A 23,404-nucleotide genomic window follows, 5' to 3' on the forward strand; every position below is an offset into this window, starting at 1 on the left:
TAATAATAAAAGGATGTAATTATGAATAAAATTCTATATACGATAGGGTTGGCATTTGCATTTTCTATCAATGTAATGGCACAACAAACGGTGGGTGGAATTATAAAAGATACGGCGGGTAAGCCTGTTTCCGGAGTTAAAATCTCGAAAGTGGGAGAATTTAGAAACAGCAGCGTTACCGATAAAGACGGAATCTTCTCACTGGAATTGAAAGATGGGGATTATGTTGAACTGAATTATGCGGACGTGATAATAAAACGGGTTAAAGTAGCCGGCGAAATGATGAATATTGTTCTTGACTTTCAGAAAGATGCTGCGGTTGATCTCGGTTTTATGAAACGTACGGAAGCAAATCAGACGCAGGCTGCGACGGCTATTTATGCGGATCAGATTGAAAAGAATGTTACTTCTATGTCGAAAATGAATAACGCATTTTACGGTTTGCTTTCAGGGCTGCATCTCACACAGAAGGTTGGCTGGCGTACGAATGCGGAAATGAGAGTACGTGGGCAGGGAGGCATAGACGGTGGTGCGCCTTTGATTATTGTGGATGGATTCCAACGGGCGTTAGATCATCTTGTATTAGAAGAAATAGAGTCTGTACAAGTATTGAAAGACGGAGCGGCTACCGCTTTGTGGGGAGCTCGTGCTGCGAATGGTGTACTTTTAGTCAATACCAAACGAGGAATATATAACTCTTTTGATATTGATGTGAATTACCGGCATGGTTTCGATTTCTCAATTAACCAGCCGGAGATGGCAGACGCCTATACCTATGCTATGGCGCAGAATGAGGCTTTATATTATGATGGTTTACCCATGCAGTATTCTCAGAAGCAATTGTCGCAGTTTAAAAACGGCTCAAACCCGCTTTATTATCCGAATGTGAACTGGGTGAAAGAAGGAACTAGAAATCACAGTGAAAACAACCAGTTTAATGTTGTGATGCGGGGCGGCGGCAAGCGGGTACGCTATTTGGCTTTGTTGGATTATAAAAACAGCTTTGGACTGCTGAATGAAGGTTGGTCACACTATTCTGACCGCTATAACTCACAAATCCGTAATTATGAATTGCAGTTGCGCATGAATCTGGATGTCGATATAACTTCCAGTACGAAAATGAAATTCGATTTATTCGGGACTATCACAGAAGAAAAGCGCCCTAACACAGAAATAAACGCTATTTTCGAGAATTTGTATAAGGTCCCCGCTGCTGCTTTCCCTGTGAAGACGAGCAATAATAATTGGGGAGGAAATACGATTTTTAAAATGAATCCGATTGCGACGATCGCTGATGTGGGATATGTGCAGGATAACCGTCGTCTGTTGTATGCCGATATGCGTTTGACTCAGGATTTGTCTATGTTTGTTGAAGGATTGAACGCGGAAGTTGCGGTTGGATATGATAATTCTGCTACGTATCAGGATATAGGCAGCAAGACTTATTCGTATGAAGTAAGCTATCTGGCGGAAAATGGTCTTCCGGTGAGCGAAACCTATGATACGAATACGAACATGCAGGTTACTTCTTCCAAATTGAATAAACAGATATTACGTGCCACCGTGGAAGCTAAGTTGAATTATGACCGTATGTTTAATGAGCATCAATTGTCTGCTGCTGCCGTATATCGTCAGGAGGCGGAAGACGGTCTGACAGTCGGCACTTCGTATTATCGTCAGAATGTAATGGGAGTGGTAGGATACAATTATGCTAATCGCTATATGGTAGATGTAGTAGGTAATTATTATGGTACCAGCGTATTATTGAAGGGAGATAAGTTCCGTTTCTATCCGGCTGTTTCAGTAGGCTGGAACTTGACTAATGAAGCTTTTTTGCAGAAAGCGTCTAAGCTGGATTTATTAAAGTTGCGTGCTTCATGGGGACGTTCGGCAGTAGATAACCTGGCTTATGGATTAGGCAATTATTTCTGGACGGGGACCGGCAATTATCCTTTTGGTGAGAGCATGACTCCTGTCGGTGGCTTGAAAGAACAGAAGTTACCGATGCATCAGTTAAATTTGGAAACGGCAGATAAGTATAACATCGGTGTAGACGCCAGACTCTGGAAAAACCTGACTGCCTCTGTAGATGTATATTATGACCGCCGGACGAATATATTAGTTGCCAACAATAAGATCTCAAAGATGTTGGGTATCGACCCGGCACAGGAAAACGTAGGAAAAGTTGAAAGCCGTGGTGTAGAACTGAACTTAGGCTGGAATGGCAAACATAAGGACTTTAGCTACTATGCAAATGCAAATTGGGCATTGAATGATAGCAAAGTTATCGAAAATGGGGAAGCATACCAGCCTTATGACTATTTATATGCAAAAGGTCATAAAGTGGGACAGTTGTTCGGTCTGGAAGCTATTGGTTATTTCAGGGATGAAGAAGATATAGCCAAGAGCCCGGAGCAGACTTTTTCAATAGTGCGTCCCGGGGATATAAAATACAAAGACCAGAATGGAGATAAGAAAATAGACAGTGAAGATAGGGTAGCTATCGGTAAATCGACTACCGTGCCTGATATGGTGTTTGGTTTGAATCTGGGCTTTGAATATAAAGGCTTTGGCATAGATATGGTATTTAACGGTATCAGTGGATTGACGAAACAGTTGAACGTGGCGAATGTACACCGTCCGTTACGCAATGGAAATACAAATATCGCGACCTGGTATTTGAAGGATAAAGTTCGTTGGACGGAGACGACGAAAGATATTGCGAATGTTCCCCGGCTCTCTACTTTATCTAATGAAAATAATTATCAGGCCAGTACCCAGTGGATTGAGGACGGCTCATTCTTCAAGTTGCGTAATCTGAACGTGTATTATACTTTGCCGCAGAAATGGTCGGAGAAACTAAAGATGGATAAATGTCAGATTTATGCAAGAGCGCAGAATGTGTTCTCCATAGATAAAATTAAGTATTTCAATTGTGAAGACCTTACTTTGGGATATCCCGACTTATTTTCTGTATATGTGGGTCTGAATATTAATTTTTAAACAAGAAGAGTTATGTTGAGTATAAAGAAATATATAATGGCAGCTTGTGTATTGTTATCATTGGGTGGATGCGATTTCCTGGATTATGATGAAACATCGGGAAAAACACAAGAAGAGGCCTATGCTTATTATGATAACCTCAATCAACTGGTAGCGTATGTATATACTTTTTTGCCCGTTGATTTTGGCAGGGTAAGTGATGCTATGATGGAGTCTGCCACCGACAATTCTGTATATACATGGGAGGATAATAGTATCTATTATCTGACTAATGGAGTCTGGAGTCCGTTGAAACGCGTGGATGACGGTTGGGGATTCTGGCAGGGAATCAGGAGCGCTAATTCTTTTTTGGAGAACTATGATCTTGAAGTGTTGAAGCGTTTCGAGTACAACGAAGATTATAAAGAGATAATCAAAAAGGCTGAAAAGTTCCCTTATGAAGTCCGTTTCCTGCGTGCCTTCTACCTGTTTGAATTGGCGAAGCGGTATGGTGATATTCCTTTATTGACCCGTACTTACCAACAAGAAGAAATAAATTCTGTGGAAAAGACTTCGTTTGAGGAAGTGATAAGTTTTATAGAGCAAGAATGTACGGAGATAGCTCCGGAACTGCCGGTTAACCAAAATGAACTGATGAAGGAAACCGGTAGAGTGACCCGTGGAGCGGCTTTAGCTTTAAAATCAAGAGCCCTGCTGTATGCTGCCAGTCCGCTTCATAATTCGGGTAATGATGTGACCCGATGGGAAAAAGCGGCAAAAGCGGCTTATGAAGTTATTGCGTTAGGCGTATATGAATTACCTAATGTTTTGGTTGACCCCTTATATGATACTCTGGGAGGAAATGAAGTCTTGAAATCCAAGCAACTAATCTTTGAGCGCCGTAATGCAACGAAAGATAATGCGTTTGAGGCTCGTAATGAACCGATGGGATATGAAGGAGCCAAAGGAGGTAACACGCCGACGCAGAATTTAGTGGATGCTTACGAGATGAAGGATGGCGTTTCTTTTGACTGGAACAACCCGAATCATGTTGCCAATATGTATTATGACGAAGATGGAAAGCAGACACGTGACCCCCGTCTTTACGTGAATGTACTGACGAATGGTGCAACTTGGTTGTCACAAACGGTAGAAGTATATGAAGGTGGCAAACATAAAATATTGGATGGCTCGACTAAAACCGGATACTATTTGCGTAAATATATGAACCCTTCCGTATCTCTCGATCCGGTGAAACCCAATAAATTGGAACATCATTATATTTTGTTCCGTTATGCAGAGATCCTGTTGAATTATGCGGAAGCAATGAACGAATGGAAAGGACCGGACGCTGAAGGAGATAAATGTCCGCTGACAGCACGTGCTGCTTTGAATCAGGTGCGTGATTGTGCCGGAATGAGACACATAGAAGAGAATGGTGAGGCTTTTACGCAAAAGATACGTAATGAACGTCGTATAGAACTGGCTTTTGAAGGACATCGCTTTTATGATATTCGTCGTTGGAAGATTGCCGGTAATGATGAAGTCAGAAATATATACGGGATAAAGATTATAAAAAGTGGAGACTCCTTTACATCTTCGAAAGTCCTGTTGAATAAACTGTATTGGGATGATAAAATGTATCTTTTCCCTTATCCGCAGAATGAGGTATATATGAATCCGAATCTGACACAGAATACGGGTTGGTAATAACAATGTAAAAGGAATGATATGAATACAAGTTTTTTATATGGAATATTATTGACCTCGTTAAGTATGTCGATGACGGGGTGCAGTGACGATAAGGATCTCTTTTTTGAAAATCTGCAGAGTGACGAGACGTTGGAAGTGGTACACCCTAATGAGTGGGACAAGCCATATCCGCGTGAGGAACATGAGCTTTATTTGAATCCGGTTTCCATGATTGCGCCTCGCTCTGTAAAAGGGAAAGAGGAGTTTCTGGAGTTTGAAGTATCTCAGGATATGAACTTCTCGGGTGAATCTACGTTCCGGTCGGGGAAAGTATCTTGGAACATTTATAATATTCATAAGGAAATGCCTGTCGGAGAGTGGTACTGGCGTTTCCGTAAGATAAGTCAAGAAAATCAAGCTGGAGCCTGGAGCGAAGTGAATAAGTTCACAGTGACAGGAAAAGAAGATGTATTTGTGACACCTGCTTTCTCGGAGTTCCTGAAAAATATGCCGGCAGGATATCCCCGTATTCACTGTTACTTGGATAAAGACCTGCCGACAGCCCGCGAAAAAGTGGAAAGCAGCCCTGAATATGCCAGTTTTATGGGAAGGGTTCGGACAGCATTGGAATATATGCCAACGACAGACCTTTATGCAGACAACAAAAAGGTAGAAGCTCTCAGGACGAATGTGGAGTACACTTTGTACACTGCGCATATGCTTTTACAGGATACTAAATATCAGGATAAAATATTGGAGATTGCGCGTACTTTATTATATGTCGATATATCTTCCATGGAAAATTTGTCGGAAGCGGCGGTGATTAGTGCATGGAGCCATATTTATGATGCGTGTTATGAACGGTTGACAGGAGAGGAACGGGAAAGAATAGAAGATATTTTGATGACATTCATCTCTAAGCATTACAATTCTTTCAAAGGAAGACTGGAATGTCAATTCTTTGACAATCACGTTTGGCAGCATATATTAAGAGCTATCACGCAGGCAACACTGGTCATTCATCAAAAGTATCCGGTAGCGTTGGAAGCATTGGAATATTGTTATGAAGTATGGAGTACACGTGCGCCGGATGCCGGACTTAACCGTTTCGGAGCCTGGATAAACGGAGTCGGTTATTTTGATGTCAACACCCAAAGTTTGTGCTATATGCCTTTGCTGTTCTCCCATTTGACCGGTGCTGATTTCTTGCAGCATCCTTGGTATAAAACGGCTGGGAAAGCGATGATGTATTCTTGGTTACCCGATTCAGGGCACGCCGGTTTCGGAGATAATAACAGTACTGTCTTACTTTACTCTCCTACCAGGCAGCGTGTTGCTTTTGCCGATTTTATAGCTCGGGAAGTGAAGGATTCTTATGCGGCCTGGTATGTGAAGGAGTGTGGAAATACGGTCTATGATGATACTTCCTTACGTTTGTATCGTATGGCAAGGTGGCATATATCTTACGGTTCACCCGAATTGAGCGGGGATAAACTGGATAACTTTGTCTGGTATAAAGATACGGGAGAAGGGGTTGCGTATTCCAGTCTGTCGGATAGAAGTAAAAATATGGCACTTGCGTTCCGTTCCAGTCCGTTTGGTTCGGGTAGCCATACGTTGGCCGATCAGAATAGCTTCAAGTTATTGTATAAAGGCAGATATGTCTATTTGAATGCGGGTTACTATCAGAATTTCAGTGACAAACATAATATATTGCAATACCGGCATACACGCGGACATAATTCAATATTGGTAAATGGAATCGGCCAGCCTTTTACTCCAAAGGCATACGGCAATATCAACAGGGCATTAAATGGCGAAAATTTGGCTTATTTTATGGGAGATGCTTCGCATGCGTATTGTGGAATCTCGGATCTTACTGTATGGACTAACAACTTTAAAAATGCCGGACTTTCTCAAACGCCGGAGTATGGTTTTGGAAAGACACCATTGAATAATTATAAACGCCATATCTTTATGCTTCGCCCCAATAAGGTGGTTATCTATGATGATTTGGGAGCTGACGAGCCGGCTACCTGGCAATGGCTGTTGCATAGTTTGACAGAATTCCATATTGTAGGTAATAAGGTAACGACTGAATATGAAACAGATAAAGGTAACTTTACTTCTGTTGCGCAGATATTCAGTGAACAGGCTCCCGGTATAGAAACAACCAACAAGTGGTATCCGGGTGGAGAACCGACCGATCAGGATCCGGTGAAGTATCCTAAACAATGGCATCTCACCGCTACATTCGGTCCTAGTATGAATAATAAGATTTTGACCGTTATTCAGTTGGGTGATGATAGTAAACAAATTGAGGACATTTGGCAAGTCAATAATAACTTTATAGTAGGCGACTGGAATATACAGGCGGAAATGGGAGCAAACAATGCTGCGGCTATCACCATAACCAACAAGGTGACAGGTACGGTATTCAGTTATAATGAAGAGATGGTCATCAATGGAGCAACTTATCAGCGTGGGCAGGAAGGTTCTTCCGTTTTGTATGACAATGTAGGCGGTACCATGCAGGTGCAGGAAATGTCGGATAAACCCTTGCAATCTACAAGAGCCGTGAGTAAATAGAATTGAAGTTATTAAAACATACGGATATGAAAAGAATATTCTTTATAGTTACAATCATATATATGGCTATGTTGACATCGTGTAGCCGCGAAGAAACGGCAGGCAGCCAAAAGGAGGACAGTCGGGTATATATACAGATGGAGATTCCCGGAAATATTGCGGGAACACGTGCGCAGGTTAATATACCTGCTACTCATAAATTGCGTTGTATGATTGAGGTGTGGACAAAAGAAACGCCTGTTTTGAAGTATCGTGAAGAAATAGCGGTAGAAGCGGGGGCTGTTCCTTCTTTTAATTTTGCGTTGGAAGAGGGCGATTACGACTGTCTGATGTGGGCGGATTTTATTCCACGGGATGCGGTCGCTGTTGAGAAAACGTCGGATGAAGTGACATATAATCATTTTGAGGATGTATGTTATCATACGGATGATTTGCATGCTGTTACGATTAAGGATGCGCAACTACTTTTTGATACGGATATCTGCGACGCCTTTTTCGCTAAACTGTCACTGGCAAAAGATGAAACACCAGTGACGGAGCGGCTTAAAATGACGCGTCCGTTTGCCAAACTGATTGTTAAAGAGAAAGACGCACAATGCTTTGCCACTCTTAAAAAGATGACGGCTAGCTATGAGGTACCCAAAGGTTTTAACGTTGCTATCGGTGAATCTCTGGTGGGAACACTTCCTGTAAGCTATACCAAAACTTTTGAAGGAGACAAGTCCCAAGTGTTGTTTACCAATTATATTTTTGCTCCCGCTACCGTGGAAGGTCGGGTTTTATCAGCTGTTGCGTTATCATTCACTACAACGGGGACAACGGACTGTGAGATTCCGGCAGGAAGTATTGTCCTGAAACGCAATCAACGTGTCAATGCCAATGGCTACTTGATTCAGGGTGGTGGTATAGATCCCGAACCGGGTGAAGATGAAGAACTGAATGTCGGTGATTATTTCTTTATTGATGGAACTTGGAGTTCTGTTTTGACAGATGAGAATAAAGCGGATTGTGTGGGGATTGTATTCGCTGTTGACCCTCAGAGTGGTGATGATATCACTCATTATGGAGAGAGTTTTGCAGGTAAAAGTATCAGAGGATATGTGATGGCTTTGGATAATCTGAAGAATCCTTCTACAATAACAATAGAGAATAAAGTTACCGGAACAAGCGGACGTCCTTATTTCTATAAATTTGATGGTAAGAATCCGGATGCTTCGGTCACTCCTTTTACGTTGGAGGGGCATGTAAATCTGGTTGATTATGACGGATACGCCCAGACACAGGCTTTCTTGAATTCCGGACTTTTCAAGGAACACTCCACTGATATGTCTTATCCTCTCCTTCAATGCTTTGAAGCGTGGAGCCCAACAGCGACGAAACCTCAGAATGCGAGTCCATGGTATATTCCTTCTTTTAAACAGATGCTGGATGTTGTAGGAAAACGTTACGGGTATGCCGGTGATGATACATATCCTGCTGTAAGCAAGGTGGAAGCTTTTGCGGCGGCTTTTGAGGAAGCTGCCAAACCTTTTAATACTAATAATAACGGATATCATATGGGAACTTCTTCATTGAATGGTAAAACGCCGGCAGAACCGGTTGCTATCACTGTAAATGCGGATGGAAGTAGAGTGCAGCCCTGGACACCGAGTAGTCCTGTCGAATATCTCACCCGTCCTGTTTTGACTATTATTAAATAACTCTTAATTGTAATAGCATGAAAAAGATTTTTTTAAGCTTGATGATATTTCTATGTTTGGGGCTGTTTGCTTCATGCAGTGAAGAAGAAAAGACCACTGTAAAATCGGAACAGGCATATATTACGGCTATCTTTCCTAAGAAGCTGGCAGTTTCGCAAGAGGGAGATGTCGCTTCTCATAAGTTACGTTGTATAGTAGAGATATGGAGTAAAGGTGCGGATGCGAAATTAATAAATCACGAAGAAGTAGTAATAGCACCTGCTGCCCAAGCAGAGGGCCTGTCGTTTGAGTTCACTCTTTCCGAAGGTAACTACGACTGTTTGATGTGGGCCGACTACATTGATGAAAACGCGTCATCGGGACCAAAAGATGCCACTGCTTTCACTCATTATCCGGATAAATATTACAATACTTCCGACCTGAAAAAGATTACAGTGAAAGATGTCAGTAAACTTATTAACAATGAGGCTTGTGACGCTTTCTTTTATTGTGGGGAGATTCAAAAAGGCGGAGAAGCGCTTCAGCAGGAGATACAGTTGATACGTCCATTCACTAAGATCAGTGTTATAGAGAAGAATTTGCGTGAATTTAATTTGTTGAAAGGGCTGGATGTTTCTTTTGATACTTATACCGGTTTTGATGTCAGCACTGGGAAAGTGTTGGAAGAACTGGCCAAACTGACTTTCAGGGAAGAAAATTTTAACCCGGAAACTGCTTTGAACGGAACGGTGTTTACCAGCTATGTTTTCTCTAACGCCGAGAGCCGTAATTTGGGGAAAATAGAGATGAGCTTTACGACAGAGTTAGGTGTTCAGAATGTGGTAGTTCCGGAGATAATACCATTGTTGCGTGGACAACATATTAAGGTGAGCGGTAATATGATGGCAGAATCTCCTGATCCGGATATTGAATATGAAATTAGCTTTGACATAGATGTGGAAGATTGGAAAGATAGCGATCAGACAATATCGACAACGAAAGTGAAGGCAAAAGTCGGTGATTTCTTCTATAGTGACGGAACCTGGTCGTCTACCATAAAAGCACCGGAAGCTACATCTGCAACTATTGTGGGAATTGTCTTTAAAGTCGGTGCGGATGCTACCGATACGGAAAGTAACTATGATAACTTGCCTGCCATTAACGGGTATGTGGTAAATATCAATGATATAACTTCTTATCTGGGAACGAGCGCGACAGGGCTTGCCTGGTGTAAGACAAGGACAAACGCTGATCTCAGTGAGAATGTCAGTGCGGATACAAAAGATTATCTCGGATATAAGAATACAAAATGGCTTTTGGATAATCTGGGTGCGGCAGTAACGGGTGTTGATAATGAAGTGTATCCGTTGTTTGATATAATGATTAAAAATGAACTGCCCGCAGTGTCCGGCACTAACAGTGGATGGTATCTGCCTTCAGCCGGACAGATGGAAACTCTTTATCAGATGAAATCAAACTTGGATACTAAGTTTACAGAAGCCGGTGGTGTAGTATTCTCGCCTACCTCTTACTGGACTACAACTTATGATAGCAAGAATAAACAGCCTTTTGCTTTTGGCTTTGGAGACAGGGGAGACGGAAAACCTTATGTGGAAGTAGGTATGGCAAAGAGTATACCTTCTGATAGGGCTTTCTGTAACGCTCGTCTTCTTTTGACATTCTAAAGAACAAATGATAAAAGTGAGATAATATCTCTTATTATTTAAGGAGATAAAGAAAAATCCAACAATTGCCTGTATTGAATACAGGGAGTTGTTGGATTTTCTTTTTATGAACAAATTGTTATTATTCTCAGTCGTCCATTTCTACCGTTTGCCATTCAGTATCAATTTTATCATATAATACAGAAGCCTGGCTATGAGCAGATTTGTAGCTTTTTCCTTCTATTTCTATATTCTTTCTGCCATAACCGAATGTGGCTTTATTTTTAGTATTGTGAATGTATAAGTTGGCCGGTTGCTGTATATTCAATTCTGCTTCAATATTCCAATCCCCGATTTTGAACTTATTGCCTGCCTGATTAATATCTACGATGTGAAAATCGTCAGCTTCCACTTGGATAATAGTCAAAATACGATTGGCTTTGCTAGGTCCGAAACTGGCAGTCAATGACCATGGGGCGGAAAAGTCTTCTCCACGTTCAGCCGGGTATGTATTGGGTGGACTGACATACTGGTCGGTTTGCGTAATATTACATTTCTGCTCACAAAATAATTGAGCTACCGATTTGAAGTTATCTTTTTTATTTTCTGTGGTTAACTGTAACGTTTCAGGAATAATATCAAACTTTACCGGGCTATGCAATAACCAATCCCAACGAACTTTTTCTTTGGCTTCCAGTTCATCGTAGATAATGACTATATTAGGATGCAATAAGAAAATATGCCGTTTATATTTCTTTAGAGGTGTTTTTCCAAAACCGTTTTCTTCGGATTGCTCTAACTTATGATTTTTGAAATTACGTTGCCACATAGGGTATTCACTGATACCGCAGTAAGCATTGGAAGCGTCTCCCAAAGCATACGATATATGTTCTCCGTTAAACATTCGGGTAATATTTCCATAAGCACGAGTGGTAAATGGTTGTCCTATGCCGTTTATCAGCAAAGTATTGTGGGCGCGTGTGTGGCGGTAAGACAGCAAGTTGTGAGGATCTGAAAAGCTCATATAGTGTCCGACTGCATTGTAAACAGCTTTTCCGCCATATCGCAGGTTGAAAGCATTCTGGTTGGAGTGCGTATGGCTGCCTGAACCGAACGGGCTGGAACGGAAGCTTAAACTAAGATTCTTTTTATAATCTTTTAAATTGCTGTTGGCTATCATTTCACCGCAATCTTTAAACCATACGGCTTTCGGGGCATCGGTTGGCAAATCTGCCTTTGCCGGGCGTTTTTTACCACTTGCCATGCGGAACAGGCGTGTTTCAGATTCTGTGGTATATCGATTGTTGATAGAAGAATACCAAGTGGCGTAAGGGTCCCCATTCATACGTGCCAGAAAATCAGCAAAAGCGCTGCGGATACGTAAAGGCTTAGAATTCATCTGTTCATGCCCGTCACCAAAACCTGCACTGATAGATTCGGGTTGCCAGCTATAGGTCATGCCGATACCTGCATTTTTATACCACGGATGTTGCATGAAGTCTGTCCCGGTCAAATAGCTAAGCAATGTTACCATATATTGCAAGGTAACAGCGTTGGCGCTGAAGTAACATGTACCGTTATGCCAGGCACCGTCTCTGTTGAATCCTGATGCCGGTGCACGTGTAGTCCACAACTCATAACTATACTCCAGGTATTCTTCGATAAAGGGATATTTGCCATAAAGTACCAAAGCCGATTTCAGAAGATTTCTAAAAGTAAATTGCCAGAAATGATTGTCGAATATATGATTCTCTTCATTTCCGACCATACGTGTGCGGTAATAATAGGACAAAACATCTACTATTATTTTTTCTATCTGCTTATGTTCTTGCTCGGTGAATAGAGTGAAATGGTTCTCATACGTACACGCCAGGAGATATACCAGTTCTCCGGCTGTAAAATCATTTGCTATAATATTCTCTTTTAATTCTTTTTTCAGCAGGCACCGTACATTTTTTACCATTTTGTCGGCATAAATTTTATATCCCAGCATTTGATAAGCAGTATTCAGGTTATCACAATAAACAGCCATTTGAGAGACATGCTTATACGGGTTGGTATCTGTGCTGTAATCGGCACTAAGTGCTGTACGCGCATCACTTATCATATTCTCAAATTCGGGATGCGAACGCGCCTCTTTGCGTGCCTGCTCCATATTGTCATTGAGAAAACAATAAATGCGCGGTAAGTCTTTGGGAATGTTATTCAGAAAAACCTCTACTGGAGGAGTGGCGAATTTAGGAATATCATCTGTCATCTCGAAACTGAATGTTTCACTCCATGGCATTGCTTCACCCGATTTGCTGACGGAGCGAAAGCGCCAATACCAGGTTCCGCTATTCAACACTTTATGAGGATTGAACATGCACCATGCTACCGGTTTAGACAGTATGCTGCTTTCATCCTCAAACTTCTTATCCTGGGATAAGTTAAACTGTAAAAAATCCGATTGCTTCATGTTCAGAGGAACCAATAATGGAGCAGGATTTAAATATAAAATTTGTTCTTTTTGCGGATAAGGCGTTTGTCGAATGTTTTCAAGAATACAATTCGTCTTATCGGCATGTAGCTGTACACTTGTCATGCACAGCATTGTAAATGCTACAATGGATAATTTCATGATATAAAAACGTTTTAGAATGGTTGTATGCAAATGTATGAGGATTACCGTTTGCAATCAATTTGAGATTTCTAAAAATGTTTGGATATCATGCATGTATAGTTTGATTTCGTCTATTTTATTATCAATTTTGTCTTAACCGTTCATGACTTGTTTTCTTCCTGATGTTGCTTGATATATTCGCTGGGAAGCATGCCCATATTTTTCTTGAAACTGTTGGTGAAATAAGATGGGGAGCTAAAACCTATCTTATTACTGATTTCGGCAATTGTATAGCGGCCTTCGAGCAGCATTTGGCATCCTTTATTGAAACGGATGCGGCGGATGAAGTTTGCTGGGGCCTCGCCGGATATGGCATTCATCTTAATATATAGATTGGAACGGCTCATGAATAATTTGCTTGCCAAATCTTCCGTTGAGAATTTCTCGTCACTGATATTTTCTTCAATGATTTGTATCACCTTGCTCAAAAACTCACTATCCAAAGTATTGGAAGTCATTTTAGCCGTATCTATATTGATTGTGCTTGAATAATATTGCCGGAAGCGTTCTTTGGCTTTCAGTATATTATTGATTTTACCTTTGAGTAAGGAGATAGAGAAAGGTTTTCCGATATAATCATCTGCGCCGACATCAATACCGGAGGTCTGGTCTTCGAGAGAACTCTTGGCAGACAGGAGAATCACCGGAATGTGAGATGTCTGTATGTTACGCTTGACCAGTTTGCATAATTGCAGGCCATCCATTTCGGGCATCATCACATCAGAAAGTACAATATCAATTGGTTGCGTTTTCATGATGTCTAGTGCGACTTTACCGTTTGTCGCTGTCACTATTTGGTATTTGGACTGCAAGGATCCTTTCAGGTAATCAAGCATTTCGGCATTATCGTCTACTAGTAGCATAATAGATTTGTTTATGCCCTCTTCCGTGGTATTCTCCGGACTATCCTCTGCCGGAATATAGGATATGGATTCGTCAATATAAAACGTAGAATCGGAACTTTTGACCGGTTGTTTTGCCAATTCTTCCGCAGTATATGTATTCATATCTTTGGGAAGTGTGATATTGAATAGAGTGTATTGTTGCTCTTTGCTATCCACAGAAATGCTGCCATGATGTTTGTCGACCAGGCATTTTACCAAAGAAAGACCGATACCGGTTCCCTTGTCATTCTCGTTCACTTGATAAAAACGCTCGAAAACGTTGTTCAGTTTTTCCTGGGGAATCCCTTTCCCATTGTCTCTTACGCTAAATCCGAAGGTATCTTCTTTTTCCCAAAGTTCCAGTTCTATTCTTCCTTTGTCTGGTGTAAACTTGAAAGCGTTGGATAAGAGATTGATTAAAATCGTTTCAATGTACTTTTTGTCAACCGGGAGCTGGGAAGTGGTTATACTGGAATGAAACAGATAATCTATGTTCCGGGATTCAGCCTGGTTATAGAACAGCATGAATATCTGCCGGAACCATTCTTCGATATTGCAGACTTCTACCTGAATGGGCAAAGCACCGGATTCCGCTTTTCTGAAGTTTAGGAGCTGGTCAATGATATGCAGTAATCTGCGGCTATTCTGATAAACATATTGTAAGTCGCGTTGCAGCTTTTTATCCAACATTCTGCTTAATTTCATCATATCTTCCAATGGGGCGATAATCAGGCTTAGCGGAGTGCGCAACTCATGTGACATATTCATGTAGAAACGGACCTTTTCAGTGTTGAGCTCCTGTATCTTGTTGTGTTCCAGTGTCTCGACCTGCAACTGCATTCTCATTTTCGTTCTTGCGATGAAGAAATACATAATCCAGCCGATAATACCTAGACCGCACAAAATAAAGATAAACTTGGCTATCCATGTCTGATACCACATTGGAGTGATATGTATGAAGAATTTGGTTGGAGTTTCACACCATTTACCATCATTATTACATGCTTTTAGCAGAAAAGTGTAATGTCCGGGAGGGAGATTGGAATAGCTGACATTGCGCTCTTCGGTAGAATTCCACTCTTTATCGAAACCTTGCAGTTGATAAGCGAATGTATTGCGTTGGTTACTAAGGTAGTTTGAAACGGTAAACCGAATATTGAATTGTCGTTGGCTGAACGGGAAATCTATGCCTTTCAATTGTCCATATTCATCTCTGTGCATGCAGAAGGTTTCGTCTTGACTATGGGTGACTACTTGATTCATCAGAGATATTCCTGTAATATCAGGTTGAGGCATGAATGGGTTCTCCATAAACTTGAACGGACTAAAATAAGTGATGCCATTCAGGCTTCCGAAGTAAAAAGTGCCGTCGGAACCTTTACAGTAACCATATACGTTGAACTCGTTATGGCTCAATCCGTCTTCCTGCCGATAATTATAGAATTGTTCTCTGTCAATGTCGAAACAGGACAGCCCTTTATTGGTGCTTAGCCATAAGCGTCTTGAATTGTCTTCCAGAAGACCGTATATACAATTGTTGATGAGGCCGTTTTTAACCGTATAATGTTTGTGCAGTGTTATATCCGGTCCGTATTGGTATAGGCCATTGGCAGAAGTGACCCATATATTTTTTTGAGTATCTTCGTGAATGCAATAAGCTATGATATGAGTCGAAAAGTCGGAAGACAAATTATCTGTCAGATGTTGTACTTTGGAAGTGCCGGTGTATAAGAACAGCCCTTTTTCGGTGGCAATCCAGACTTTGCCGGAGGAATCACGGTATAAAGCTCTTATTAATATTCCGGATAATTCCGGGTTACTTTCAGCCAATGGATGTTTTCTGAACTCTTTGGTTGTTTTGTTGAAGAGCAGCAGACCGACCATTGAGCCTACATAAAAGTTTTCACCGTCATCCAGTAGAGAGTAGCAACTGTTGTCTTCAGCTTCCATTTGCGGAATTGAGAAATTCTCTATTTTTCCTGTTTTTGTGTGGATATAGCTTAGTCCGCCGGAGTGTGTACCTACGTAGATATTGCCGGATTTATCAAGTGAAATGGCTTTGATATTGTTGGAACGTAACCCATTCCCTTGTTTCGTGGCTCTGTAATAAGAAAAAGTCTGTTTTTGATGGTCGTAGTAGTTTACACCACCATCATTTGTTCCGATCCATAGATTCTTGGTGGATGGTTCTTCCACGATACAGCTGACGACTTTGTCATTCAGGGAGTTGAAATAAGGAGAATATTCCAACGTTTTAAATGTCGGGGCAAACGGGTGGTAATAATTGATTCCGTCATAATAGGTTCCTACCCATATTCCTCCCTGATTGTCTATAAAGAGAGAGCGGATAGAACTATGAGACAAACGTTTTTCAAATATTTCGTGCTCCGGATCAAAGCAGAACAATGCTTCGGTGGTACCAATCCATATCTGTCCGTCTGTATATTGTTTCAGTACCCGCACTGTATTGGCGGGAGAGAACGTATTACTTTTATCTATCTGATATTTTTTCAGTATCTGCCATTTATTGTTGAAACGATAGATTCCCTTCTTCTGGGTTCCCACCCAGTAGTCTTTGGTATTGGTATTGTAGATGATGCTGGCAATTGGCGTTTCAAGTAGTTCGGGGAGTATTTTTTCTGTTTTCTTCGTATGGATTGAGTATAGATATGCACCTTGGGAAGTTCCCAATAATAGTTTATCCTTTATTCTGCAAATAGTGTTGATGGTGAGATGCTTAAGTGTTGGGGTGATATGCAATTCCTTACTTTCTTTCTGAAAGGAGATAAGTCCGATGTTTGTTGCGAGAAATAGGATACCTTTATCGGAGGCATCCTCTATTGCCAATACCTGAAAAGGAGTATCAGGCAAGAGATAATTGGTGAAATTGTCCGTTTCCGGGTTGTAACGTGATAAACCGACCAGCGTACCGAACCACGATACGCCATCCGAATCGGTGCAAAGTGATATAATCTGGTTATTTGCAATAGAAAGACTGTCGTTGGAAGCGTGATAGTAGGTGGTGAACGTATAGCCGTCATAACGGTTCAGACCATCTGTCGTACCAATCCATACTTTGTTATTTGCGTCCTGCATCATTCCCCATACGGTGTTTTGAGACAATCCTTCATTTACGGAAAGTTTCCTGAAATTTATGTAATCAGTGGATGCAGCCCTGGTATTAAAACTAAAGAATAATATGAATGATAAGCAAATAATTTTGTGACCAGTAAATAATAGTGTTTTCATTTTATATCCATTTGAGGTTATTAAAAATGATAGATTAAAGACAGTTTTCTGAAATGATTCTTATCATGAGCAAATTTAATAAGAATTTATCAAAAAACTTTCTTGTTATTACCCATATCTATTTTGATTTTCTCTATTTTTATGTTGTTTGTGTCTAATATCCTTGTATAGATGCTCTATATCAGGTGTCAGAAGGGTGGCTTTGAGAATAAAAAAGGAGAATCGGCTATAAATATATGTCAGCCGATTCTCCTTTTTTATGACTCGATTAAGCGCTCTCAAGAAGCTTTTTTCTCTTTCACATCGCTGCTGGCTTCCACTACATTCACTACATAGTCACCTAGCTTTTCGCATTCGGCGATAATATCCATGTAGTAAACTCCCATCTGATAATCATATTCTTTGTTGTTCACATCCAGAATATTTTGATTCTTCAGTTGGTTACGATAATTATTAATTTCGTTTTCGATGTTGAAGGACTTGTTGATATCGATGCTTTGGTGTTCCGGTTTTTCTACTACCACAATCATTTGGGCAAGTGCATCGTTCGTCAGCTTCATCATGAAATGAATATGTTCATATTGTTTTTCGGTAAAGTCTTGATTAGTCTGACGTTTCCGGTTGATGGTGCGTGCCAGATTATAACAGCTGTCACCGATACTTTCAATTTCCGTTACTTCACGCAGCATGGCACGTATCTGTAACTTACTTTCAGAACTTAAACGGCCTTCAGATACTTGATTCAGGTAGTTGGCTATTTCAAGTTCCATGTTGTCACTGATATTCTCATATTTTTCGATCCGGCTAAATAGTTTATTGAAATCATCATCTTTTTCTGTATGTAGCAGATCCTGTACCATGCCGAACATTCGGTGTGTACGTTCTGCGAAAAGATGGATTTCTTTGCGTGCTTGAAGGATAGAGAGTTCAGCGGTAGAAAGCATACCACCGGTGATGAACCGCAAACGAGGTTCTTCGTCCTCTTCTTTGGGATGGATTAAAGCGCATACGGTACGTTCAATCAGTTTCACGCCCCATATCAGGATACATACGTTACAGATATTGAACACAGAGTGGAAAGCAGACAGTTTGTATGAGATGGCAACTTCAGGGTTGTTTGTTTGAAAGAATGTGTCTACAATCCAGTTCACAAACTGCATAAAGGGGTGGAAGATGACCAATACCCAGATAACACCGAACACATTAAAAACAAAATGGGCCAATGCTGCCCGCTTAGCCTGTGTGTTGGCTGTAAGTGCGGCAAGGTTGGCCGTGATAGTGGTTCCGATGTTTTCTCCCAAAACGAGTGCTGCTCCCAGCTCCAGACTGATCCAGCCGTTGGCACACATAATTAATGTGATTGCCATGGTGGCTGCAGAGGCTTGCACAATCATGGTCAATATGGTACCGATGAGCAAAAACAGAATAATGGAGAAAAATCCCATATCTGTGTAGTTCTGTACGAAGGCGAGCATTTCCGGGTTGGCATTCAGGTCGGGGGCGTTTGCTTTTAAATAAGAGAGCCCCATGAAAAGGAAAGAAAAACCAAAAATGAATTCACCGATGGACTTGCGGTTGCTTTTACCGGAGAAGATAAGCGGAAGGGCGATAGCTAGAAGTGGAAGAGCAAAGGCAGCCATGTCGACTTTAAATCCGAAAATTGAAATGATCCAGGCAGTTACAGTAGTACCGATATTGGCACCCATAATAACGCTGATGGATTCGGCAAGTGTAAGTAACCCGGCGTTCACGAAACTAACGACCATCACCGTCGTTGCTGAAGAAGACTGGATAAGAGCTGTTATTAACACTCCTGTTAAAACTCCCGTTACCCGATTGGTAGTCATTGCCGTTAGAATACTTCGCAATCTGTCACCCGCGACCTTTTGTAAGCCCTCGCTCATAATCTTCATTCCGTAAAGGAAGAGTCCTAATGAGCCTATGAGCTTTAAAAAATCATAAAAAGAATATTCCATCTATAATATTTTTAATGGTTATTTGTTCTCTATCTGATTATAAGTATATTAGTCCCAAATTATTCACCTTTTAACGAACTCGATGAAACAGATGTTACAAATATGTTGCAAAAATAACAATATTTCCAAAGAATTCCCTATCGGAAGCTCACTTTTGGATATTTATTACGGTTTTAATCTTAATTTTCCTTATCAAGTAGTAAGTGCCAAGGTCAATAATCGCTCCGAGGGACTTAATTTCAGAGTATATAATAATAAGGATGTAGAGTTTCTGGATGTGAGAGATCAGTCCGGTATGCGTACTTATGTCCGTTCGCTTTGTTTTGTCTTGTTTAAGGCTGTCACGGAACTCTTTCCTGAAGGAAAATTGTTTGTGGAACATCCTGTATCGAAAGGTTATTTCTGCAATTTGCGGATTGGACGTCCCATTGAACTCGAAGATGTGACACGTATCAAACAACGGATGCAGGAGATCATTGCGGAAGATATTCCTTATCACCGCATTGAATGTCATACAGCGGAAGCAGTACGGGTTTTCAGCGAACGGGGGATGAATGATAAAGTGAGATTACTGGAGACTTCCGGTTCGCTCTATACCTATTATTATACATTGGGTGATACCATTGATTATTATTATGGTAATCTGCTGCCCAGCACCGGATATCTTAAATTATTCGATATTGTGAAATATTATGATGGATTGCTCCTCCGGATTCCGAGCCGGGAAGACCCGAATATGCTCGAAGATGTGGTGAAGCAGGAAAAAATGCTGGATGTCTTTAAAGAATATCTGAACTGGAGTTATATCATGGGGCTTAACAATGCCGGAGATTTTAACCTGGCCTGCGAAGAGGGGCATGCAACCGATCTGATAAATGTTGCGGAAGCATTGCAGGAGAAGAAAATAGCCCAAATAGCCGATACTATATTCCATCGTGGTGAAAACGGTAACCGGGTAAAACTGGTATTGATTGCCGGACCATCCTCTTCGGGAAAGACAACTTTCAGCAAACGGCTTTCTATCCAGCTAATGACCAATGGACTGAAACCATTCCCGATCTCTTTAGATAATTACTTTGTGGATCGTGAAGAGACTCCTTTGGATGAAAATGGAAATTATGATTATGAATCATTGTATGCACTTGATTTGGAACTGTTCAATCAACAGTTGCAAGCACTCCTGCGTGGTGAAGAGGTCGAACTGCCTCGTTTTAATTTCTCCCTAGGCAAGAAGGAGTATAAAGGCGATAAACTGAAAATAGAAGATAATACGATTCTGATTCTGGAAGGTATTCATGCCCTGAACCCAGAACTGACACCGCATATACCGGCTGAGCGGAAATTCAAGATTTATGTTTCAGCATTAACCACCATCTCTTTGGATGATCATAACTGGATTCCGACAACCGACAACCGTCTGTTGCGTCGTATTATCCGTGACTTCAATTATCGGGGATACTCAGCACGTGAAACCATATCACGCTGGCCGAGTGTACGTGCCGGTGAAGATAAATGGATTTTTCCCTATCAGGAGAATGCCAACGTAATGTTTAATTCTGCGTTGCTTTTTGAGTTTGCAGTACTCCGTTTACATGCTGAGCCTATTTTGATGGGTGTCCCGCGCAACTGTCCGGAATATTGCGAAGCATATCGGTTACTGAAGTTTATCAAATATTTTGTTCCGGTACAGGATAAGGAGATTCCACCAACCTCTTTGTTGCGTGAATTTTTGGGAGGTAGTAGCTTTAAATATTAAGTATAAAAATTAGGATATATTCGTTATTTGTGTTTTCTTTGCAAAAATATAAATTACCTTTTGTTGTAGTAAGGCAAGAGAATACCAAATAAACAATATTTGAATAGGATTCTTTAGGGGAGAATACTGTATAATGACTGTTATACTAAACTATAATATTGAACCTTTAGTTACTTCTGCTGTTATAAAAGGACTACATGCAACAAAAAAATGTGAATATGATTTTTTATAATAGTCTTTTAGCAAAGTGGTTCTTGGGAAAAGGAAAGAAACACTATTTTATGTTAGGCTGGTTTTTCTTTACCCGGTATAAATACCTGGAAGTTTGGGAAGATATGGAGTTACGGATACATGCAAAGCAATATTGGGAATGCTTTTCTTTGACTCTGATACCAGCGTTGATTTTGTCATTACTGTTTTCATGGTGGTGTATGATACTACCATTCGTAACTTATGACCTCCTTTATTGGTTTGAAAAAATCATCTACCACCATTCAATATTTAATTGGGAGGCGATAAAACATTGTGGCGATACGCTTTATCTCCGAAAGAGAAAAGCGTATGCCTGGAAGAAAGGTTACGGGAAAAAAGAGTTGCCTGTATCCAGATGGAATGATTGATTCTTTATTTCAAATGCTTCTTTATCCAAAGCAGATGTCCATACTCTGTATCGTTGGAGGTCCAATGCTCATTAATAGGAGTAATCAGGGCTTCTTTCGGACAGTTTAGTACATTGTATACAATATAGCTGGTAGTCGGAGGACAGGTGTCATCATTGAATCCCCATGTTATATAGGTGTCTGCTTTTATCAATTTAGCAAAGTTCACTACATCATAATAGGCCATTGTCTTTATTTTTTCAGGGGTATCCATATCCACCGAATTTCTAAAGAAATGAGGATAGCCACCGGCACGTCCGGCTTTATAGCCTGCCATATCGCTTAAGGCGGGATGATTGGCGACACAAGCTGTCACCCGTTCATCCAGTCCGGCGGCGATCAACGCCAGGGCGCCTCCCTGGCTACCTCCTTGTGCGATTACATTTTTGCCATCCCATTCCGGCAGGGAAGTTAAAAAGTCGATGCCACGCACACAGGCCAGATATACCCGTTTCATATAATAATTATCACGACTGTCGAGCCCGTTGGTCAGATAGCCGTTTTCTCTGCCGTTAAAAGCGTTGCTGATTTCTTTAAATTCTTCATCGGTCATTTCCGGATTCAGGCCGTGTATCTCGAATTCAAAACGGATGCATCCTTGTTCCGCATAATATTTATGACGTAGAGGTTCTTTGATGGTTTTGATACCTGCTCCCGGAGGGCACAAGACAACCGGAAACTTTCCTTCTTTTTTCGGATAGAATAAATATCCGTAGACGCATTGCCCACGTTTGTTCAGTTGTAATTTTACGAGATAACAGTCTATTTTATCAGTGGAATATTTATCGGCATGTTCTTTGGTATACGTTAGAGGAAACTCCTTTTGTTCCGCTTTAGCCTTTTCCCAAAATTCCTTGAAATCGGAAGGCATGGTGGTATACGGACGAAGTTGCTCCGGTGAAAATCCTACTTTGATATGATGTGAATAAGTCTTTCCATCTACGGTTGCTTTCAGGCGACAGTCGCGGAATCCCGGCTCTTTCATTGTGCCCACGGGAATTACCCCCCTGCCATTCTTTAAAGTTACACTTCCTTTTGTATCGGCAACAGGCATCATATCACCACCTATTTCATAAGTGACGGTTACGTTATCTCTGGGGATACCGTATTTATAGAATTGTACTTCCACAGTTGCTTTTTCTCCCGTTTTATAAAGCCAGTCGGCATGATTGGGTACGGTGACCCAAAGCACATCGCTTTTATAAGGATAGTTCTCAGCTACGGCGGACAGCAAGGTAAGTGACAATAGCCATACAGATAAAAGTAGTCTCTTCATGGTGTTATTCATTGTTTTTATATCATTAAAAAGTGAGTTGTTTTAATTCTGTTGCAATATTACGCAAGATTTGGGAAAAGGAGGGTAGAAAAAATGTGCTTTTAGATGGACTATTTGGTACTTTGATAAAAATAGCGGAAGTTTTTCACCTGGATGAAAAGCTTCCGTTATTGATTTTGAATAGAAGAAAGGTTCTTCTTTTATTTTGATGAGGCTTTTATTTTTATGAAGCTTTTTATCTTAAAGCTTCCACCTCTTCCGGTGTCAAAGGAATTTTCTTGCCTAATCGGCGGGCGCCGGTTTCTGTAATCAGATAATCTTCCTCATTACGGATAC

11 protein-coding genes are annotated in these 23,404 nt (G+C 41.0%); 7 read left to right on the plus strand and 4 right to left on the minus strand.

Going from position 1 to position 23,404, the window contains the following annotated elements; all coding sequences use genetic code 11:
• Positions 1–21 precede the first annotated feature (21 nt).
• From ACT8YW_RS04950 to ACT8YW_RS04970, 5 genes are read left to right on the plus strand one after another with little or no spacing between them, the layout of a single operon-like run.
• A complete protein-coding gene (locus ACT8YW_RS04950) occupies positions 22–3,003 on the plus strand; it encodes a SusC/RagA family TonB-linked outer membrane protein (protein ID WP_444104201.1) in 2,982 nt (993 codons plus the stop codon).
• Positions 3,004–3,015: 12 nt separating this feature from the next.
• Complete coding sequence (locus ACT8YW_RS04955; RefSeq protein WP_444104202.1) at positions 3,016–4,692, plus strand: RagB/SusD family nutrient uptake outer membrane protein; 1,677 nt, start codon at positions 3,016–3,018, stop codon at positions 4,690–4,692.
• Between the two features lie 21 nt (positions 4,693–4,713).
• The gene (locus ACT8YW_RS04960) at positions 4,714–7,263 is read left to right on the plus strand and encodes a DUF4962 domain-containing protein (protein ID WP_444104203.1); all 2,550 of its coding nucleotides are present in this window, start codon (positions 4,714–4,716) and stop codon (positions 7,261–7,263) included.
• A 26-nt stretch (positions 7,264–7,289) separates the two neighbouring features.
• Positions 7,290–8,963, plus strand: coding sequence for a DUF6562 domain-containing protein (locus tag ACT8YW_RS04965; RefSeq protein WP_444104204.1), 1,674 nt, complete (start codon positions 7,290–7,292; stop codon positions 8,961–8,963).
• A 17-nt stretch (positions 8,964–8,980) separates the two neighbouring features.
• A complete protein-coding gene (locus ACT8YW_RS04970) occupies positions 8,981–10,627 on the plus strand; it encodes a DUF6562 domain-containing protein (RefSeq protein ID WP_444104205.1) in 1,647 nt (548 codons plus the stop codon).
• Between the two features lie 127 nt (positions 10,628–10,754).
• On the opposite strand, the gene ACT8YW_RS04975 is transcribed toward ACT8YW_RS04970, so the two are convergent.
• The 3 genes from ACT8YW_RS04975 to ACT8YW_RS04985 form a co-directional block, all read right to left on the minus strand.
• The gene (locus ACT8YW_RS04975) at positions 10,755–13,226 is read right to left on the minus strand and encodes a DUF4962 domain-containing protein (RefSeq protein WP_444104206.1); all 2,472 of its coding nucleotides are present in this window, start codon (positions 13,224–13,226) and stop codon (positions 10,755–10,757) included.
• A 143-nt stretch (positions 13,227–13,369) separates the two neighbouring features.
• On the minus strand, positions 13,370–17,401 hold the full coding sequence (locus ACT8YW_RS04980) for a hybrid sensor histidine kinase/response regulator transcription factor (RefSeq protein ID WP_444104207.1): 4,032 nt from the start codon (positions 17,399–17,401) through the stop codon (positions 13,370–13,372).
• A gap of 278 nt (positions 17,402–17,679) precedes the next feature.
• Positions 17,680–19,377 carry a Na/Pi cotransporter family protein gene (locus ACT8YW_RS04985; RefSeq protein WP_444104208.1) on the minus strand — a complete coding sequence of 566 codons (1,698 nt, stop codon included), beginning with the start codon at positions 19,375–19,377 and terminating at the stop codon, positions 17,680–17,682.
• A gap of 82 nt (positions 19,378–19,459) precedes the next feature.
• On the opposite strand from ACT8YW_RS04985, the gene ACT8YW_RS04990 reads away from it, so the two are divergent.
• On the plus strand, positions 19,460–21,133 hold the full coding sequence (locus tag ACT8YW_RS04990) for a nucleoside kinase (RefSeq protein ID WP_444104209.1): 1,674 nt from the start codon (positions 19,460–19,462) through the stop codon (positions 21,131–21,133).
• Positions 21,134–21,351: 218 nt separating this feature from the next.
• Entirely contained in the window at positions 21,352–21,753 is a 402-nt protein-coding gene (locus tag ACT8YW_RS04995) for a hypothetical protein (RefSeq protein WP_444104210.1), read from the plus strand.
• A 4-nt stretch (positions 21,754–21,757) separates the two neighbouring features.
• On the opposite strand, the gene ACT8YW_RS05000 is transcribed toward ACT8YW_RS04995, so the two are convergent.
• Positions 21,758–23,068 (minus strand): acetylxylan esterase, encoded by a 1,311-nt coding sequence (locus ACT8YW_RS05000; RefSeq protein ID WP_444104211.1) that lies wholly within the window; start codon positions 23,066–23,068, stop codon positions 21,758–21,760.
• Between the last annotated feature and the right edge of the window lie 336 nt (positions 23,069–23,404).

Source organism: Bacteroides sp., assembly GCF_052357945.1.
In the GTDB taxonomy this organism is placed as follows: domain Bacteria; phylum Bacteroidota; class Bacteroidia; order Bacteroidales; family Bacteroidaceae; genus Bacteroides.

Bases quoted from the DNA above. Each gene is read 5' to 3' on its own strand.
- ACT8YW_RS04950 (WP_444104201.1), top strand. From the start codon at position 22: ATGAATAAAATTCTATATACGATAGGGTTGGCATTTGCATTTTCTATC.
- ACT8YW_RS04955 (WP_444104202.1), top strand. From the start codon at position 3,016: ATGTTGAGTATAAAGAAATATATAATGGCAGCTTGTGTATTGTTATCA.
- ACT8YW_RS04960 (WP_444104203.1), top strand. From the start codon at position 4,714: ATGAATACAAGTTTTTTATATGGAATATTATTGACCTCGTTAAGTATG.
- ACT8YW_RS04965 (WP_444104204.1), top strand. From the start codon at position 7,290: ATGAAAAGAATATTCTTTATAGTTACAATCATATATATGGCTATGTTG.
- ACT8YW_RS04970 (WP_444104205.1), top strand. From the start codon at position 8,981: ATGAAAAAGATTTTTTTAAGCTTGATGATATTTCTATGTTTGGGGCTG.
- ACT8YW_RS04975 (WP_444104206.1), bottom strand. From the start codon at position 13,226: ATGAAATTATCCATTGTAGCATTTACAATGCTGTGCATGACAAGTGTA.
- ACT8YW_RS04980 (WP_444104207.1), bottom strand. From the start codon at position 17,401: ATGAAAACACTATTATTTACTGGTCACAAAATTATTTGCTTATCATTC.
- ACT8YW_RS04985 (WP_444104208.1), bottom strand. From the start codon at position 19,377: ATGGAATATTCTTTTTATGATTTTTTAAAGCTCATAGGCTCATTAGGA.
- ACT8YW_RS04990 (WP_444104209.1), top strand. From the start codon at position 19,460: ATGAAACAGATGTTACAAATATGTTGCAAAAATAACAATATTTCCAAA.
- ACT8YW_RS04995 (WP_444104210.1), top strand. From the start codon at position 21,352: ATGATTTTTTATAATAGTCTTTTAGCAAAGTGGTTCTTGGGAAAAGGA.
- ACT8YW_RS05000 (WP_444104211.1), bottom strand. From the start codon at position 23,068: ATGAAGAGACTACTTTTATCTGTATGGCTATTGTCACTTACCTTGCTG.